Source organism: Marinobacter sp., assembly GCF_041595835.1.
In the GTDB taxonomy this organism is placed as follows: Bacteria; Pseudomonadota; Gammaproteobacteria; order Pseudomonadales; family Oleiphilaceae; genus Marinobacter.
The window spans coordinates 1-16610 of sequence record NZ_JBFHJO010000009.1; the positions used below are offsets into that span (position 1 = coordinate 1).

A 16610-nucleotide genomic window follows, 5' to 3' on the forward strand; every position below is an offset into this window, starting at 1 on the left:
ATCCCATCTCGAACTCAGAAGTGAAACAAGCCTGCGCCGATGGTAGTGTGGCATTGCCCATGTGAGAGTAGGTCATCGTCAGACTCTTAATACTGAAAACCCCCGATAGCTTCGCTGTCGGGGGTTTTTTCATTTATGGCCATGCAGCGCCTTACGCTCATCAAACTAAGAAGTGATATACTCTCGCCATCAATCAAACCTTAGTTTCTGATGGGAGCCCCGCAATGGCTGCACCTGATCATCTGGTGATTTTCGATACAACCCTCCGGGACGGCGAACAAAGTCCTGGTGCCACCATGAATAAAAACGAAAAGCTTCGTATTGCGAAGGCGCTCGAGAAGCTGCGCGTCGACGTTATTGAAGCGGGCTTTGCCATTGCCAGTCAAGGTGACTTCGAGGCGGTTAAAGCTATTGCTGAAACCGTTAAAGAATCCACTATTTGTAGTCTCGCCCGAGCCCTGGATAAAGATATTGACCGGGCTGCGGAAGCTATTCGTCCGGCGGCTCAGGGCCGTATCCATACCTTTATTGCAACCTCGCCAATCCATATGCAGCATAAACTGCAAATGCAGCCAGATGATGTCATCGAACAGGCAGTCAGGGCGGTGAAAAGAGCCAGAAGCCATGTCGACGATATAGAGTTTTCTTGTGAGGATGCAGGCCGTTCTGAATTGGATTTTCTGTGCCGCATCATTGAGGCAACTATCGACGCGGGTGCCACTACGATTAATATTCCGGACACGGTTGGTTACGCCATTCCTGAACAGTTTGGAGAGACCATTCGCCAATTACTGAACCGCATTCCAAATGCTGATAAGGCGATTTTTTCCGTTCATTGCCATAACGACCTGGGGCTTGCGGTAGCAAACTCTCTGGCAGCTGTTGCTAACGGTGCGCGCCAAGTTGAATGTACGATCAACGGTCTGGGAGAGCGCGCAGGTAACGCTTCTTTAGAAGAAGTGGTGATGGCTGTCCGTACCCGTAAAGATCTGTTCAATATCGATACCCGGATCAATGCTGAGCATATCGTTCCTGCCTCCCGCCTAGTGTCAACGATTACCGGCTTCCCGGTTCAACCAAATAAAGCTATCGTCGGCGCTAACGCATTTGCTCATGAATCCGGGATTCATCAGGATGGTGTTCTCAAGCACCGGGAAACATACGAAATTATGAGGGCACAGGATGTCGGCTGGCACACTAACAGCTTGGTGCTCGGTAAACATTCGGGTCGAAATGCATTTCGTACACGCTTGCAAGAGTTAGGTATACAGTTCGAGACTGAAACTGAGCTTAATGAGGCGTTTACTCGTTTCAAGGCATTGGCGGACCTCAAACATGAGATCTTCGACGAAGACTTGCAGGCGATCGCCAGCGATACCAAGCAGAAAGAAGAAATTGGTCGTTATGGATTGGTTTGCATGCAAGTGTGTTCTGAAACAGGCGTGGTGCCCAAAGCAACTCTGACCATGACGGTTGATGGTGAAGAGCATACTGTCGAGGCTGAAGGCAGTGGTCCGGTTGATGCAGCTTTCAAAGCTATCGAGTCACTGGTCGATTCCGGCTGTAACCTGCAACTGTATTCCGTTAATAACATTACAAGCGGGACTGACGCTCAGGGTGAGGTCACCGTACGTCTTGAACGTGGCGGTAGGATTGTGAATGGGGTTGGTTCAGACACGGACATCATTATTGCGTCAGTCAAAGCATACATTGAGGCGCTAAACCTTGTGACGTCTGGAGGCATACGCCAGCACCCTCAGGTGGCAGATGTCTGATTTTATGAGTGTGATGCAACCTGTGATGACAAGGCTTTTCCAGTATGCAGGCTGAGGCTGTTCGACAATTTTATCTCGGCATGGCCGGGGTGAAAATGTGGTATGCCCGTGAGCCTTTGCCTGGTGCTGCGCCAAGCCTTGAATATGATCTGGATGAGGTTCCGGGCCCGCAGGTTGTCCCGGGGGCACAGTCGCTTCCCGTAGCGAAACCCGATCCTGGGCAGGCGGCTCGTGGGCGGGATAAAATTGCCCACTTGCAAAGCCTGATGTCGACGGTTGAGTCGCCATCCAAGAAGTTAAGTGGACAGGTAGCCCCGCCCCCGGGCATCACGCATGAAAATACGGTTGCGAGGGAGGCTGTAGCCTCTCAAAGCGGCAGTCCGGATGCTGCACCGGTCGAAGTTGGCGAACCCTCAGTTATTAATGCGCCCCGGTTATGTATGCAGGCATGGAGGGGTAGCCGTTTTGTTCTTGTTGCTAACATTTCGGAGGAGACAAGCGCCGCGCTCCAAGAAACACTTGCGATTAATATACTGAGAAGCCTTGGTGAATTATCGCCAGTTGAACTGGGAATGATTCATTGGCCCTTGTTCAATAACCTTAAAATAAGCCTTAACAGTGAAGAGAATCTCACTCAGGCACTGGCGACCCGGTATGGCGATGTTTCTGATCAACAGGTGATTGTGCTGGGAGAAAGTCCGGGCTGGCTTGAAAAAGCGCTGTTGAAAACGCCGGATGTGTGCTTTCCCGGAACCCTTGCAAAGCTGGCCTCTGATTCATCCCTTAAGCGAGAGCTTTGGCAAATGATTAAGCCACTGTCAGAGATATGAGTGAGCTGCTTGTGTCTGGTGTTGCTGCGCTGTCTGATGCAGTTATTCGGCCTCTTGTTCATGAAGACCTCGCGCAGGTAATGGAGTTGGAGCGGCTTGGTCACTCGCACCCCTGGAGTGAGCGCATTTTTCTTGATTGTTTTAAAGATAATTACCGGTTGTGGGCGTTGGAGCATGAAGGTCGGGTTATTGGCTATGCGATTATAAGTTATCTTTTTGACGAGGCTCATTTGCTTAATTTGTGTGTACACCCTCGGGCTCGGGGAGTCGGGGCTGGGAGGCGGTTACTCCGGCATGCTATTTCTGTGGCCAGCGATGATGAATTGGCCTGCATGATTCTTGAAGTAAGAAAAAGTAATCGCACTGCTGTATCTCTTTACCGAAGTGAAGGGTTTGAGCAGATTGGTCTTCGCCGGGGGTATTATCCTGGCCCGTCTGGCGGGGAAGATGCCAGAGTTATGGCGCTGCAGTTCACCTGAGGCGCTGCTAGCCCGTATAATACCTCGTTTATCATCCATTCCATTCAGGCTGTCGTTTTTATGTCTAACCTATCCAAGGAAGTGGCTAAGCGCCGCACCTTTGCGATTATCTCGCACCCGGATGCCGGTAAAACCACGATTACCGAAAAAGTATTGCTGTTCGGGCAGGCTCTTCAGAAAGCCGGTACGGTAAAAGGTAAGAAATCTGGTCAGCATGCAAAATCTGACTGGATGGAAATGGAAAAAGAGCGGGGTATTTCCGTAACCACGTCTGTGATGCAGTTTCCCTACGGCGGTAAGCTGGTTAACCTGCTGGATACGCCAGGCCATGAAGATTTCTCTGAAGATACATACCGGACACTGACGGCCGTAGACTCTTGCCTTATGGTCATAGATAGCGCCAAGGGCGTCGAAGAGCGAACCATCAAGTTAATGGAAGTTACTCGCCTCCGTGACACCCCGATTCTAACCTTCATGAACAAACTTGATCGGGATACACGTGATCCAATTGAGTTGATGGATGAAGTGGAGGATGTGCTGAACATTGCCTGTGCCCCAATTACCTGGCCGATTGGTATGGGGAAAGGCTTTAAGGGCGTTTATCACTTGCTTCGGGATGAGGTCATTTTCTACCAGTCAGGCCAGGGCCATACTATTCAGGATAGCCGGGTTGTCAAAGGTCTGGAAAACCCTGAGCTGGATGAGGCGCTTGGCAGTTACGCTTCTGATCTGCGTGATGAGATTGAATTGGTGAAAGGGGCCTCGCATGAATTTGATCAAGACGCATTTCTTGCTGGTGAATTAACTCCAGTTTTCTTCGGTACTGCACTTGGCAACTTCGGTGTGGACCACATGCTTGATGGGTTGATTGAGTGGGCTCCAACACCCCAGGCTCGTGCAACAGATGTGCGGACAGTCGAGCCTGAGGAAGACGGTTTCTCGGGGTTCGTGTTCAAAATTCAGGCAAATATGGACCCTCAGCATAGAGACCGGATTGCGTTTGTTCGTATCGTTTCCGGAAGCTACAAGCCGGGAATGAAAGCCCGGCATGTCCGTATAGCAAAGGATGTTCGTTTTTCTGATGCGCTGACGTTTATGGCCGGCGACCGGGAGCATGCTGAACAGGCTTTTGCCGGTGATATTATTGGTCTTCACAACCATGGAACGATTCAGTTAGGTGATACCTTCACCGCAGGTGAAGATATGAAGTTTACAGGGATTCCCAATTTTGCGCCCGAACTGTTCCGTCGCATTCGTTTGAAAGACCCGTTGAAGGCGAAGCAGTTGCAGAAGGGGTTGATTCAGCTTTCTGAAGAAGGTGCTGTCCAGGTGTTCAGGCCGTTTAAAAATAACGACCTTATTGTTGGCGCTGTCGGTGTTCTTCAGTTCGACGTGGTGGTTGCGCGGCTCAAAAGTGAGTATAAGGTTGAGGCTGTATACGAGCCTATCAACGTGGCGACTGCCCGATGGGTTACCTGTGATGATGACCGGAAGCTGGAAGAGTTCAAGCGTAAAAATCAGGACAACGTGGCGCTTGATGGTGGTGATCGCCTGGCCTATATCGCACCAACTATGGTTAATCTGAGTCTTGCGCAGGAGCGTTATCCTGACGTCCAGTTCCACAAAACCAGGGAACATTAAGGCGGCCGGGCGCCAGGTTGGTTATGCGCTTCTTTGACGCCCACTGTCACTTTGACTTTCCCCGGTTCGACGGTGTCCGGGAGCAGGTGTTGGCGCAGGCGTCAGAGGTTGGAGTGAAGGGGTTGGTTATACCGGCTGTTCGTCAGGCAGACTGGCAAAGAGTTGCGGGCTTGTCGGATCCGGGGAAGGGGGTCTGGTACTGTCTCGGTATTCATCCGTGGTTTGTCGCCGAGCATACAGCACAAGATATCGATGATCTTGAAAAAATGCTTGGTAGCCAGCCCCCGGGTTGTGTTGGTGTCGGAGAGTGTGGTCTTGACGGGCTGCGGGGTGAGTTGTCAGCACAATTGCCATGGTTCTCGGCGCAAGTGGCGATTGCTGCAAAGTTGAACCTTGCGCTGGTGGTTCACTCGGTAAAAACCCACGATCAGGTTGCCGCTGTTCTACGGGCAGAGGGCGGCGGGCGCACTTTGATTCATGGCTTCTCGGGTAGCTATCAACAGGCCTGTAAATTTATTGAGCTGGGCTGCTATATTGGCGTGGGTGGTGTTGTAACTCATGGGCGGGCTAAAAAGACTCGTGATGTGATTTCCCGTTTACCTGTGGACGTGTTAGTTCTGGAAACTGACGCACCCGATATGGCGCCTGTGGGTGTGGCGAAAGGGCAGAATTCACCGGTGCACATTCCTGAGATTTTTGCTGAGTTGGCTGCGTTACGGGGCGAAAACAAAGAGTGGCTGGCAGAAGCGCTAATGGAAAATGCGGGCAGGCTATATGGCTTGGCACCTGACGAGTTAGTGGCCCATCCAGCTTCTTTGTAGGGGTTTAGCGAAACCCTGCAAGGCAGGGTTGGCATTGTAAACAGGTTCGAGTATACTTCGCGCCCTGGCTTTTCAAGGCGATGTCACTATCTCAGCCCCGAATAGTGTCAGCGCAAAACAGGTATGAATCTCCTCCGGATGCCTTGTATGTACCGGTGGTGGTTTTTAACGTTTCTTTTAGCGTTCAAGGCGGAATCAATGAAGACTCTGAGTGCGAAACCAGAAACTGTAAAACGTGACTGGTACGTTGTAGACGCAGCCGGCAAGACGCTGGGTCGTCTGTCAACCGAAATCGCCCTTCGTCTGCGGGGCAAGCATAAGCCTGAGTATACCCCTCATGTGGACACTGGCGATTATATCGTTGTTATCAATGCCAGCCAGGTGAAGGTTACCGGCAACAAGGCATCTGATAAGATGTATTACAGCCATACCGGCTTTCCAGGTGGAATCAAATCCATCAGTTTCGAGAAGCTGGTTGACAAGGCTCCCGAGCAAATCATTCAGAAGTCTGTTAAAGGCATGCTTCCGAAAGGCCCGCTCGGCCGTGCCATGTTCAAGAAGCTGAAAGTGTACGCCGGCGCTGAGCATGCGCATGCCGCCCAGCAGCCCAAAGAACTCGACATTTAACGGAAGGCGAATATGTCTGTAGCACAAAATTACGGTACTGGTCGCCGCAAGTCATCCACGGCTCGGGTTTTTATCAAGCCGGGAAGCGGTAACATCTCCATCAATGGTCGTAGCATCGAAGAATTCTTCGGTCGCGAGACTCTTCGAATGATCGTTCGTCAGCCGCTGGTTGTAGCTGGTTCCGAAGATCGTTTCGATATCAATGTCACTGTTAAGGGTGGTGGTATCAGTGGTCAGGCTGGCGCGATTCGCCACGGTCTGACTCGCGCCCTGATGGACTATGACGAAACACTGCGTCCAGCTATGCGTCAGGCGGGTTATGTTACTCGTGATGCTCGTAAAGTTGAGCGTAAGAAGGTTGGTCTGCGTAAAGCGCGTAAGCGTCCGCAGTTCTCCAAGCGTTAATCTGCACCTTCTGCCGATTGAAAAACCCGATCTTATGGTCGGGTTTTTTTGTGCCTAACGTCCGTAAAGATTTTTGATCTGGCGCAGGGATAAGGTCAGCTCTGGGCCTTTCTAGCTTGTAAGCGAGGGGTAATTTCATTACCATTTCCTCGCTTATATTTTTGGGTTGTGAAGTCCTTTTCGAAGCGCAGTTCCGGTTTTTCCGCGTCTGTGCCTCGCCTGATGGGAGAAAACCATAATGAGTAATGGCGACGTGAGCCAAGGTCGGCGCCGATTTTTGATCGGTGCCACATCCGTGGTAGGTGGTGTCGGCGTCGTCGGTGCAGCTGTTCCTTTCGTAGCGTCCTGGAATCCCAGTGCGAAAGCGGAAGCGGCCGGTGCACCGGTAACAATGAATGTCGACAAAATTGAGCCGGGCCAGCAGGTAACTATTGAGTGGCGCGGTAAGCCGGTATGGGTTATTCGGCGGTCTAAAGAAATGCTGGATCGCATTGAGCAAATGACGCCTCGGTTGAAAGACCCTGAGTCAGCCGCAACCAGTCAGCAGCCGGAATACATCAAAGGAACATCCCGCTCCCTTAAGCCGGAGTTTATTGTTCTTGTGGGGATCTGTACGCACTTGGGGTGTGTGCCGACCTATCGTCCCGAGGTTGCTCCGGCAGATTTGGGTGACGAATGGTTGGGTGGATTCTTTTGTCCCTGTCATGGTTCCAAGTTTGATTTGTCGGGCCGTGTATTTAGTGGGCAGCCAGCACCTCTGAATCTGGTGGTACCGCCTTATCGGTTCGATAACGATTCGACCTTGACGATTGGTCTTGATCCGGAGGCAGCGTAATGCAAAAACTTCTGAACTGGGTAGATGAACGTCTTCCTATTGTCGATGCCTGGAATAATCACTTGGCGAAGTATTACGCGCCCAAAAATTTCAATTTCTGGTATTTCTTCGGCTCTCTCGCCATGCTCGTTCTGGTTAACCAGTTGGTTACCGGGATCTGGCTGACCATGAGCTACAATCCTTCGGGAGAGGGCGCGTTCGCCTCTGTCGAATACATCATGCGTGATGTTGAGTGGGGTTGGCTGTTACGTTATCTGCATTCTACCGGTGCTTCTGCCTTCTTCATTGTGGTTTATCTGCACATGTTCCGGGGCCTGATGTATGGGTCTTACCAGAAGCCACGCGAGCTTATCTGGATCTTCGGTATGCTTATTTACCTGGCGCTTATGGCTGAAGCGTTCATGGGTTACTTGCTACCTTGGGGGCAGATGTCATATTGGGGTGCTCAGGTTATCGTTAACCTGTTTGGTGCTATCCCGGTAATTGGCGAAGACCTGTCTCTGTGGATTCGTGGTGACTACCTGATTTCTGGTATTACTCTAAACCGGTTCTTTGCGTTACACGTTGTTGCTCTGCCGATCGTACTGTTAGCGCTGGTTGTTCTGCACATCCTGGCTCTGCATGAAGTGGGCTCGAACAACCCTGACGGTATTGATATCAAAAAGAACAAAGACGAAAACGGCATTCCGAAAGATGGTATTCCGTTCCACCCATACTACTCAGTGCACGATTTGCTGGGTGTTGCGGTGTTCTTCTTTATCTTTTTTATCGTGGTGTTCTTCTTCCCTGAAGTGGGTGGCTTGTTCCTCGAGAAGCCTAACTTTGAGCCAGCGAACAATCTGAAGACTCCAGCACACATTGCTCCGGTATGGTATTTCACACCGTTCTACGCCATGTTGCGTGCGGTTACTGTTGACCTGTTTGGTCTTGATGCCAAGTTCTGGGGTGTAGTGGTCATGGGTGGAGCGATTGCGATTCTGTTTGTACTCCCCTGGCTGGATAGAAGCCCCGTCCGGTCGATTCGTTATAAAGGCTGGTTGAGCAAAATTGCTCTGGTGATCTTTGCGATCAGCTTTATCGTGTTGGGCTATCTGGGTATTGTTCCTGCAACTGAGGGACGGACTACTTTGGCTCAGATTTTGACCGCACTGTACTTTGCGTACTTTATTCTCATGCCGTTCTATACGCGCATGGAAAAAACCAAGCCAGTGCCAGAGAGGGTGACAGGATAATGAGAAAGCTGATTTTTGGTCTTTTCATCGCGATCCTGCCAGCTCTTGGGCTGGCAGCCGGTGCCGGAGTTCATCTGGATGATATGAGCCCGGATCACACCGATAAGGAATCCCTGCAGCGTGGTGCCGCTTTGTTTACCAACTACTGCATGGGCTGTCACTCCATGGAATATGCCCGTTACAAGCGGGTGTCTGATGACCTGGAGATTCCCGCCGCCTTGTACGAGGAGAATCTGATTTTCACTGGAGCAAAAATTGGTGAATTGATGAAAAACTCCATGAACAAGGATATGGCTTCCGGCTGGTTCGGTGCTCCGCCACCAGATCTGACGCTGGAGACCCGTCTGCGTGGCGAGTCTTGGGTATATTCGTATCTGCGTGGTTTCTACAAGGATGAGACTCGTCCGCTGGGTGTAAACAACGTGGTTTTCGACCTTGTTGGTATGCCTCATGTGCTGGTAGATCTTCAGGGGCTGTGTGCGGTTAAGCCCAGCATCGGTGTTGAGCCTTCTGTAGAGCCTCTTAGCGGTAACATCAACCATGGTGATGTGTGCCCTGAGTACGCGATCGAAGGCAGCATGACTAGTGCTGAGTTTGATCAGGCGATGTGGGATTTGACTAATTTTATGTCCTACATGGGTGACCCGGTAAAAGTCGAGCGCGAGCGTCTTGGTATTTTCGTGCTGATATTCGTGGCCATCTTCTTCGTCTTCGCGTATCTGCTGAACCGCGAGTACTGGAAAGACGTGCACTAAGATTTAGGGTATAATCCTTAATTCTTGATTCCAGCGGGTCGATAAGGCCCGCTGGATTTTTGCGTTTATTGGATTGTTTCGATTTTGAATCGTGAGGTAGCTTATATGGGCGTTGTGACCAAACGGTCATCAATGACGTTTTTCTCGGATCCCGCAAGTCATTACAGTCACCGTGTTCGGATTGTGCTGGCTGAAAAGGGTGTTACCGTTGATGTTGTTGATGTGGATCCGGACAACCCTCCGGCGGAATTGGCGGACCTGAATCCGTACAACGCTGTACCAACTTTGGTGGATCGTGATCTGGTTCTGTACGAGCCGAATATCATGATGGAGTATCTGGATGAGCGCTTCCCTCACCCTCCGCTCCTGCCGGTGTACCCTGTTGCCCGGGCTAACAGCCGACTGATGATTCACAGGATTCAGAAAGACTGGTGCACGCTGGTTGATCAGATTGTGTCTCAGCCAACCGGTAAGGCAACTGAGGCAGCTCGCAAGGAGCTGAAAGAGAGCCTGTTGGCTACAGCACCACTGTTTGCGGAAACGCCTTTCTTCTTGTCGGAAGAGTTCACCATTGTCGATTGCTGCATTGCGCCTATTTTGTGGCGTTTACCTGCTCTGGGTATTGACCTGGGTGATAAGGATAAGCAGGCTAAACCGTTGCTCAAATATATGGATAGCATCTTCGGCCGCGAAGGTTTCAAAGCAAGCCTTTCCGATCTGGAAGAAGATATCCGGAGCTAAGGGCTGGTGCCCGGATTCCGGTGCAGGAGTTGTTTTAGTGTCTGACTTAAGTATTGCCATGACATCCAGCCGCCCATACTTGGTAAGGGCATTGAATGAATGGATTCTGGATAACGACTGTACGCCCTACATTGTAGTTGATGCGGGGGTTCAGGGGGTCCAGGTGCCCACTGAGCATGTGGCCAACGGCCAGATAGTTCTCAATATCAGCACGGGAGCTGTGCGGGGTTTGGTCATTGGTAATGGGGCGCTTGAGTTCAGTGCCCGTTTTGGCGGAGTACCTATGCAGGTGTTCATTCCTTTGCAGGCTGTCATGGCCATTTATGCAAAAGAAAATGGTGAGGGAATGGTGTTTGGCAGTGAGCCAGGTTTTCCTGATCCTGAGGGGGGTGGAGAGAAAACGTCATCCCGCAGAGCGGACGACCGGCCATCGGGTCGGCCCACTCTGAAAGTTGTAAAGTAATAAAAGAGCCGGCTTGCCGGCTTTTTTATTACCCTCCAAATAGTTTCTCGTCAATCAAGGCGCACAGTGCGTTGATAATGACCATCATAAGTGGCGTGGCCTCGTGAGGGGGCAGGTTGCTGAGGGACACTTCGTGGTCTTCCGGGTGCATGAGAGAGGTGATGTCAGACTTTTCTCGGGCGCTTAGAACAACGACCATCATTTCTCTGTCATGGGCGGCCTGGATTGCCTGTATCAGGTTGGCTTTGTGCCCGTCATCGACGATAACAAACAGCAGGTCTCCTGGCTTTCCGATGGCCCTGACCTGTCGCGAGAATGTGTCGTTGAAGCGATTATCTCGGCAGATTGCGGAATAGGTTGTTGCGTCTGCGCCCAGGTTGATCGCAGGTAATGCCGGCCGGTCCTGGTCAAATCGAGAAAGCAGCGCTGTGCAGAGGTACTGTGCCAGGACGTTGGCATTGCCGTTGGCACAAGCAATGATTTTCCCATCTTGCAGAAGGGTGCCCACAAAGGCGTCAGCGACCCCTTCTATTGCCGGACCTGCCGTAACAGCGGCTTGTGCCGTCTGTTCCATGTGGTTTGCAAACCAGTAATTGATTTTTTCTTCGGTATTGGTCATGGCGCCAGTGCTAACCTGCCTGAATTGCGTTTTTAATCCATTGTACCCGGTATTTACTGGTAGTTCCCGGCGTAATCCCGACTACGTCAATTCTGGTGGCTGTGTCCCAGAGGTGGTGACGGTGAAGATAAAAGGATGCGGCCCTGAGTAAACGCTTTTGTTTGGCCGGTGTGATTGAGCTTATGGGGTCTACCAGGCTGCCGGTTTTTCGGAACCGTACCTCAAAGAACACTAATACGTCATTGTCCAGGCCAATGATGTCGATCTCGCCCCCTCGGCTGTAAACGTTGCGCTCCAGTATTTGTATGCCCTTGTGAGATAGGTAGCGGGCAGCAACGCCTTCGTAGTAATCGCCTAATGCTTTTTTGCCTTCCATGGCTATGTCGCTTGTCAGTCTGCGGTTGTTGGTACCTTTGGGTCGGTTATCCGCTGCTCAGTGGGGAGCTGGTTCAGTATTTTCGGATCACCGTTGGTGAACTGTGCCCAGAGTTGTTCGCGGTGGATAGATCCGTCTGGTGTCATGGTCAGTCGGCCGGTTTGGCCTTCGATGGCTGCGCCTTTTACGCGCTGAAGCAGTGGCAGGCGTTTGCTGATTTGCCAGGCATCTGCGCCCATGGCGAAAAGACGTCCTAATTGCCCTTTTGTTCCTGGCAGATATGTTGTCGCTTCACTGCGGAGCGGGTTTTCCTCGGCCAGGATCCAGGGGATGTCAGTAAATATGACGTTATTGAGGTCGCGGTTCCTTCCAGGGTTGGGGGTGCCATCATAGATAATGGAGGGGGCGTATACGGGCAAGTCGCCAGCATAATAGAACGCGAACAAAGGTTTGAATTGTCGGGCAATTGAGGGTTCTGCAACCATAACAATGGCTTCGGCATCCTGGCGCGGCCGCGGTTCGAATTCGACATTCAGTCCAATCGTGCGCTCGACGTTGATCGCCCTTTGGCGAGATGTTGTTATGCCAAGGACGTCGGCAGTCACTGAACGAAGGTTATCTTCAGGGAAGAATCGCTGAATATGGAGCGCTGTAACTCCGGTTTCTTGCATTCTGGCGGTGAGTGCGGAGGTCACTCGGTCACCCCATTCGCCATAGGGTATCAAGGCAAGGATGCGAGTGATGTTGCGGCTGGCCAGCCGCTCTGCAATTTGTCGAGCTTCATCGTCGGCGGAGAGGCCGAACTGGAACAGGCCTTTGGGTTTGCGGGTATCAGGCGGCAAGTAGTTAAGACCAAGCACTGGAATTGGCAAGGTGTTCATGGAAGCCAGCTCTGCCAGGCTTTCTTTCTCAAGCGGGCCCACGATCAGGTCGGCTTTGCCTGAGGCAAAGGATGCGTATTGATCGCCAAAGGAACTGTTTGAAGTGTCGATGACTTTGATGTCAGTTTTCGTGCGGTCGGAGGATTCGTCGCTGTAGTAAGCTGCAATGAACCCATCTCTGATGGCTTTTCCTGCGCTGGCTAACGGGCCTTGCAGTGGCAGTGCCAGTATGATGTTCTCCGGTCTCGATGCGGACAGGTCTGCCAGTAAGCCAAGCTCGGCTGGTAATGTTTGAGCTGCGGGGTGTCCTGGCCAGTTGTTTTGCCATTGGCGGATCAGTTTACCTTGAGTGTCGAGGTTGTCTCCGGAAGATCTGAGGGTTAATGCCAGCTCCAGCCACCCCTGATTTTCGAATCCGAGGGCGCTGTCAGTCGCTTTCTGAAGCTGCGAAGCGCTGACTGTTTTCAGGTAGCTCCAAATGTTGTCATGGGTGGTCTGGGGATTGCTGCCGCTGTCGGTTTGGCTGAGTAAAATCAGTGTCATGGCGGCATCGAGTGGTTTGCCTGCCAGCGACTGAGTTTGTGCTTGAAGGTTGGCTGCGCGAGGTATCAGCTCGGCTGGGTAGTTGAGGAAATCTTCCGCAGAACTCTTTATGGTGAGGTCTTGCGCCCAGCTGGTGTCTTCCAGCTCGATGGCACTGGCCATGGCTAAAAGGCGGCGTTGGTTTTGTGATTCGCCAATTGCGGTCGTCAGGAGATCCGAGCGGAGAATTTTCCGGGCGGCGGAATGGCTGCTCTTTGCCTGATACTCGCTGGCTACCCGAAGGAGATAGCGTTGGGCGGTTTCGGGGTTGCTTTCCTTTGCCGCCAGTGTCAGTGCTTGCTCTGGTGTGTCGGCAACATGACTCTCCAGATCTATCGTGGCGCAGCCGCTAAATAGTGCAAATAAAAAAGCTGGCAGGATCAAGGCTGGGCGTTGGATGCGGTGTGTCATCATGGCAGGCTCGGTGGTCTCCGGATCATTGGGCTTGTGATGCCGCTAATTAGGTGGCAAGTTTACCAGCTCCCGGCGTATTTCACATGACGAGCCTGTCATGGGGCCGGAATTTTACGCGGTGTAATACCTATTCTCCGGAGTCAGTCTATGTCCAGTTCAGAGCGTTCGCCCGGCAGCCCCGGTGGTCTTCTTTATGTTGTCGCTACGCCAATCGGTAATCTTGATGACTTGTCTGAGCGCGCGCGCCAAGTGTTAGCAAAGGCTGATCTGGTGGCCGCAGAGGATACTCGTCACAGCGGCAGGCTATTGCAACATCTGGGCTTAAGCAAACAGATGCTTGCGCTTCATGATCACAATGAGCGGGGCCGGGTGAGTCAGGTGCTTGAAGCTCTGTATCGCGGCCAGAGTGTTGCCTTGGTGTCGGATGCGGGCACCCCCCTGATCTCTGACCCTGGTTATATTCTCGTGAGAGAAGCTCGGGCGGCCGGCTTTAAAGTGTCTCCAATTCCTGGTGCTTGTGCGTTGGTAGCGGCCCTTTCTGCTGCAGGCCTGCCGACAGATCAATTTCTGTTCTCGGGTTTTTTGCCGGCTAAGCGGGTGGGGCGAAAAACGGCTCTGGAAGGTTTTAAACAGCAGCCAGCAACTCTGGTGTTTTACGAGTCGCCCCATCGAATCATTGATTTTTTGGAAGATCTGGTGGAGGTGTTTGGCCCTGACCGGGAGTGCGTGCTGGGGCGCGAGTTGACTAAGGCTTTTGAAACCTTCTATGCCGGGGCAGCTTCGGAAGTGTTGGCGGAGTTGCAGGCTGATCCCCATGGCTCCAAGGGTGAGTTTGTGGTTATGGTTCGTGGTGCTGAGAATATTCCGGGTGCGGACGCTTCTGTTGATGCTGATAAATTGCTGGCCATGCTGGTGCAGGAGTTGCCGGTAAAGAAAGCTGCGAGAATTGTGGCGGATGTTTGTGGGCTGGGTAAAAATGAGCTTTATCAGCGTGCGCTGGAGCTGAAGGGTGATTAAAGCGCTTGCGCGCCAGCTGCTGCAGAGGTATTGTCAGCGCCGAGCTCGCCAGACAGTCGCCGCCGGTTTTACCGGGGGAGGAAAGTCCGGGCTCCATAGGGCAAGGTGCCAGGTAACGCCTGGGCGGCGCGAGTCGACGGAAAGTGCAACAGAAAGTATACCGCCTAAGTGCCTTCGGGCGCCGGTAAGGTTGAAATGGTGCGGTAAGAGCGCACCGCGTGACTGGCAACAGTTCACGGCGATGGTAAACCCCACCTGGAGCAAGACCAAATAGGAATCCGTTGGCGTGGCCCGCGCTGGATTCGGGTAGGTTGCTTGAGGCCTGTGGCGACGCAGGCCCTAGATGAATGACTGTCCACGACAGAACCCGGCTTATCGGCGAGCTCGCCATTTCTCTCTTTCAAGATTTAATGTTTGCCCTTCTCATAACCCTGCGTTTATAGCTAAAAAATCTTACAGCCTAGACTGGCTCTTCAGAGTTAATCGCAGGTGCTTGTTTTTTCACTATTTCTTTGTGCTGTTTTAAGTCTTTTGTAAGTTTCTCTTTTGTAACCTCTTGTCATTAAAGGAACTTTTGCTTCCGCGCGCATGAAAGCGGCGCTTGCATTGTCTTTTCTGTGTTTCTATAGTGTGCGGAAGTGGGAAAAAGTGGTTTCTAGTGGTTTTTTGTGGAAAAACTACCCTTGGATACGGCGTAAATGAGCAATTTTCTTGGCAGTCATGCCATCAATATGGACGCGAAGGGTCGCCTGGCGATCCCGACAAAGCTGCGTGAAGAGCTCGCGCAGCTTTGTGGTGGCCGTATTGTTTTGACTGCCAGTGCCAATACTGAGGAAGAACGTTGCGTGCTGCTGTATCCGGAACCCGAATGGGATGCTTTGCGCCCCAAAATTGAAGCGCTGCCCAATGTTAAGAAGGCGGTTCGGCGCTTGCAAAGGCTCATGTTAGGTAATGCCGCACCTATGGAGCTGGATTCGGCAGGCCGCATTTTGGTGCCGCCTACGCTCAGAAATTATGCGTATCTGGAAAAGAAATTGATGCTGATCGGCCAGGGGAATAAATGGGAGCTCTGGAGCGAAGAGCGCTGGTTGGCCTGGCTGGGTGAGTCTTCTGATGACGATGATGTGCCGCCTGAGATGGAGGCTTTGTCGCTATGACCAGGCCAGACCCAGAAGCTGTTGAAGGATTCAAACACCGGTCAGTGCTGCTCGATGAAGCGGTTGATTATCTGATCAATGACAGCTCAGGCCGTTATGTTGATGCCACATTCGGCCGCGGTGGTCATAGTCGGTTGATTCTCAGTCAACTCGCCGGAGAAGGGCGCTTGCTCGGTATTGATAAAGACCCTGAGGCGATCCGGGTGGCTGAGGAGCTGGCTGCCAGTGACCCGCGTTTTAATTGGTTTCACGGGTCTTTTTCCGAGCTGGCCGGGGCGCTGGATTCTCAGCAGTGGCCGGCCGTCAATGGGGTGTTAATGGATCTCGGGGTGTCATCGCCTCAGTTGGACGATGCCGCTCGCGGCTTTTCCTTTATGCGAGACGGTCCTTTGGACATGCGGATGAACCCGCAGCAGGCGCCAAGCGCCGCGCAATGGCTGGCCAGTGCGGATGAGAAAGATATTGCGGATGTGATTTTCCGGTACGGCGAAGAGCGGTTTTCTCGTCGCATTGCGCGTTTGATTGTGCAACGCAGGGGCGAAGAACCGCTCGAAACCACGCGGCAGCTGGCAGAGTTAGTTGCCGAGGCCGTGCCTAAGAAGGAAAAACATAAGCATCCTGCAACCCGTACGTTTCAGGCTATCCGGATCTTCATCAATCGGGAATTGGAAGACCTGGAGGTGGGGCTCAAAGTGGCAGCAGAGCGATTGACGCCTGGTGGCCGGCTGGTAGTCATTAGCTTCCATTCTCTGGAAGACCGTTTGGTGAAGAGGTTTATGAGAGATTTGGCCCAAGGGCCGAAGATTCCAAAAGGCGTGCCAGTGACGGCGGAGCAGATGAAGTCGTCCTTCCGTCTGATCGGTAAGGCCAGCAAAGCCAGCGAACATGAAATAGATGAGAACGTTCGGGCCCGCAGTGCTGTTATGCGGGTGCTGGAACGAAGAATTAACTGAAGCGAAT

18 protein-coding genes and 1 other RNA gene are annotated in these 16610 nt (G+C 52.2%); 16 read left to right on the forward strand and 3 right to left on the reverse strand.

Going from position 1 to position 16610, the window contains the following annotated elements; genetic code table 11:
* The first annotated feature begins 224 nt into the window (after window positions 1-224).
* The 12 genes from ABYA77_RS05215 to ABYA77_RS05270 all read left to right on the forward strand — a co-directional run bounded on the left by ABYA77_RS05215 (window position 225) and on the right by ABYA77_RS05270 (window position 10604).
* On the forward strand, window positions 225-1775 hold the full coding sequence (locus tag ABYA77_RS05215; RefSeq protein WP_372964894.1) for a 2-isopropylmalate synthase: 1551 nt from the start codon (window positions 225-227) through the stop codon (window positions 1773-1775).
* A 44-nt stretch (window positions 1776-1819) separates the two neighbouring features.
* Window positions 1820-2605: a hypothetical protein gene (locus ABYA77_RS05220; RefSeq protein WP_372964895.1), complete on the forward strand. Its 786-nt coding sequence runs from the start codon at window positions 1820-1822 to the stop codon at window positions 2603-2605.
* Window positions 2602-3084, forward strand: a complete 483-nt coding sequence (rimI, locus tag ABYA77_RS05225; RefSeq protein ID WP_372964896.1) for a ribosomal protein S18-alanine N-acetyltransferase — start codon at window positions 2602-2604, stop codon at window positions 3082-3084. The genes ABYA77_RS05220 and rimI overlap by 4 nt, the downstream gene beginning before the upstream one ends.
* A 60-nt stretch (window positions 3085-3144) precedes the next feature.
* Complete coding sequence (gene prfC / locus ABYA77_RS05230; protein ID WP_372964897.1) at window positions 3145-4725, forward strand: peptide chain release factor 3; 1581 nt, start codon at window positions 3145-3147, stop codon at window positions 4723-4725.
* A gap of 23 nt (window positions 4726-4748) precedes the next feature.
* Window positions 4749-5546: a TatD family hydrolase gene (locus tag ABYA77_RS05235; RefSeq protein ID WP_372964898.1), complete on the forward strand. Its 798-nt coding sequence runs from the start codon at window positions 4749-4751 to the stop codon at window positions 5544-5546.
* A 198-nt stretch (window positions 5547-5744) separates the two neighbouring features.
* A complete protein-coding gene (rplM, locus tag ABYA77_RS05240) occupies window positions 5745-6173 on the forward strand; it encodes a 50S ribosomal protein L13 (protein ID WP_372964899.1) in 429 nt (142 codons plus the stop codon).
* A gap of 12 nt (window positions 6174-6185) precedes the next feature.
* Window positions 6186-6578: a 30S ribosomal protein S9 gene (gene rpsI / locus ABYA77_RS05245; RefSeq protein ID WP_372964900.1), complete on the forward strand. Its 393-nt coding sequence runs from the start codon at window positions 6186-6188 to the stop codon at window positions 6576-6578.
* Window positions 6579-6816: 238 nt separating this feature from the next.
* Window positions 6817-7413: a ubiquinol-cytochrome c reductase iron-sulfur subunit gene (gene petA, locus ABYA77_RS05250; protein WP_372964901.1), complete on the forward strand. Its 597-nt coding sequence runs from the start codon at window positions 6817-6819 to the stop codon at window positions 7411-7413.
* Window positions 7413-8645: a cytochrome bc complex cytochrome b subunit gene (locus ABYA77_RS05255; protein ID WP_372964902.1), complete on the forward strand. Its 1233-nt coding sequence runs from the start codon at window positions 7413-7415 to the stop codon at window positions 8643-8645. The genes petA and ABYA77_RS05255 overlap by 1 nt, the downstream gene beginning before the upstream one ends.
* Window positions 8645-9400, forward strand: coding sequence for a cytochrome c1 (locus ABYA77_RS05260; RefSeq protein WP_372964903.1), 756 nt, complete (start codon window positions 8645-8647; stop codon window positions 9398-9400). The genes ABYA77_RS05255 and ABYA77_RS05260 overlap by 1 nt, the downstream gene beginning before the upstream one ends.
* Before the next feature lie 105 nt (window positions 9401-9505).
* Window positions 9506-10141 carry a glutathione S-transferase N-terminal domain-containing protein gene (locus ABYA77_RS05265; RefSeq protein WP_372964966.1) on the forward strand — a complete coding sequence of 212 codons (636 nt, stop codon included), beginning with the start codon at window positions 9506-9508 and terminating at the stop codon, window positions 10139-10141.
* Window positions 10142-10199: 58 nt separating this feature from the next.
* A complete protein-coding gene (locus ABYA77_RS05270) occupies window positions 10200-10604 on the forward strand; it encodes a ClpXP protease specificity-enhancing factor (RefSeq protein WP_372964967.1) in 405 nt (134 codons plus the stop codon).
* Between the two features lie 28 nt (window positions 10605-10632).
* On the opposite strand, the gene ABYA77_RS05275 is transcribed toward ABYA77_RS05270, so the two are convergent.
* From ABYA77_RS05275 to ABYA77_RS05285, 3 genes are read right to left on the reverse strand one after another with little or no spacing between them, the layout of a single operon-like run.
* The gene (locus ABYA77_RS05275; RefSeq protein ID WP_372964904.1) at window positions 10633-11223 is read right to left on the reverse strand and encodes an SIS domain-containing protein; all 591 of its coding nucleotides are present in this window, start codon (window positions 11221-11223) and stop codon (window positions 10633-10635) included.
* Window positions 11224-11233: 10 nt separating this feature from the next.
* Entirely contained in the window at window positions 11234-11599 is a 366-nt protein-coding gene (locus tag ABYA77_RS05280; RefSeq protein WP_372964905.1) for a YraN family protein, read from the reverse strand.
* A 14-nt stretch (window positions 11600-11613) separates the two neighbouring features.
* Complete coding sequence (locus tag ABYA77_RS05285) at window positions 11614-13476, reverse strand: penicillin-binding protein activator (protein WP_372964906.1); 1863 nt, start codon at window positions 13474-13476, stop codon at window positions 11614-11616.
* A 147-nt stretch (window positions 13477-13623) separates the two neighbouring features.
* Between ABYA77_RS05285 and rsmI the strand changes: the two genes are divergently transcribed.
* From rsmI to rsmH, 4 genes are all read left to right on the forward strand, one after another.
* Complete coding sequence (gene rsmI, locus ABYA77_RS05290; RefSeq protein WP_372964907.1) at window positions 13624-14493, forward strand: 16S rRNA (cytidine(1402)-2'-O)-methyltransferase; 870 nt, start codon at window positions 13624-13626, stop codon at window positions 14491-14493.
* Between the two features lie 40 nt (window positions 14494-14533).
* Window positions 14534-14884, forward strand: an RNA gene (gene rnpB, locus ABYA77_RS05295) — RNase P RNA component class A.
* 307 nt (window positions 14885-15191) lie between these two features.
* On the forward strand, window positions 15192-15650 hold the full coding sequence (gene mraZ, locus ABYA77_RS05300; RefSeq protein WP_372964908.1) for a division/cell wall cluster transcriptional repressor MraZ: 459 nt from the start codon (window positions 15192-15194) through the stop codon (window positions 15648-15650).
* Window positions 15647-16603, forward strand: coding sequence for a 16S rRNA (cytosine(1402)-N(4))-methyltransferase RsmH (gene rsmH, locus ABYA77_RS05305; RefSeq protein WP_372964909.1), 957 nt, complete (start codon window positions 15647-15649; stop codon window positions 16601-16603). The genes mraZ and rsmH overlap by 4 nt, the downstream gene beginning before the upstream one ends.
* The last annotated feature ends 7 nt before the right edge of the window (window positions 16604-16610 follow it).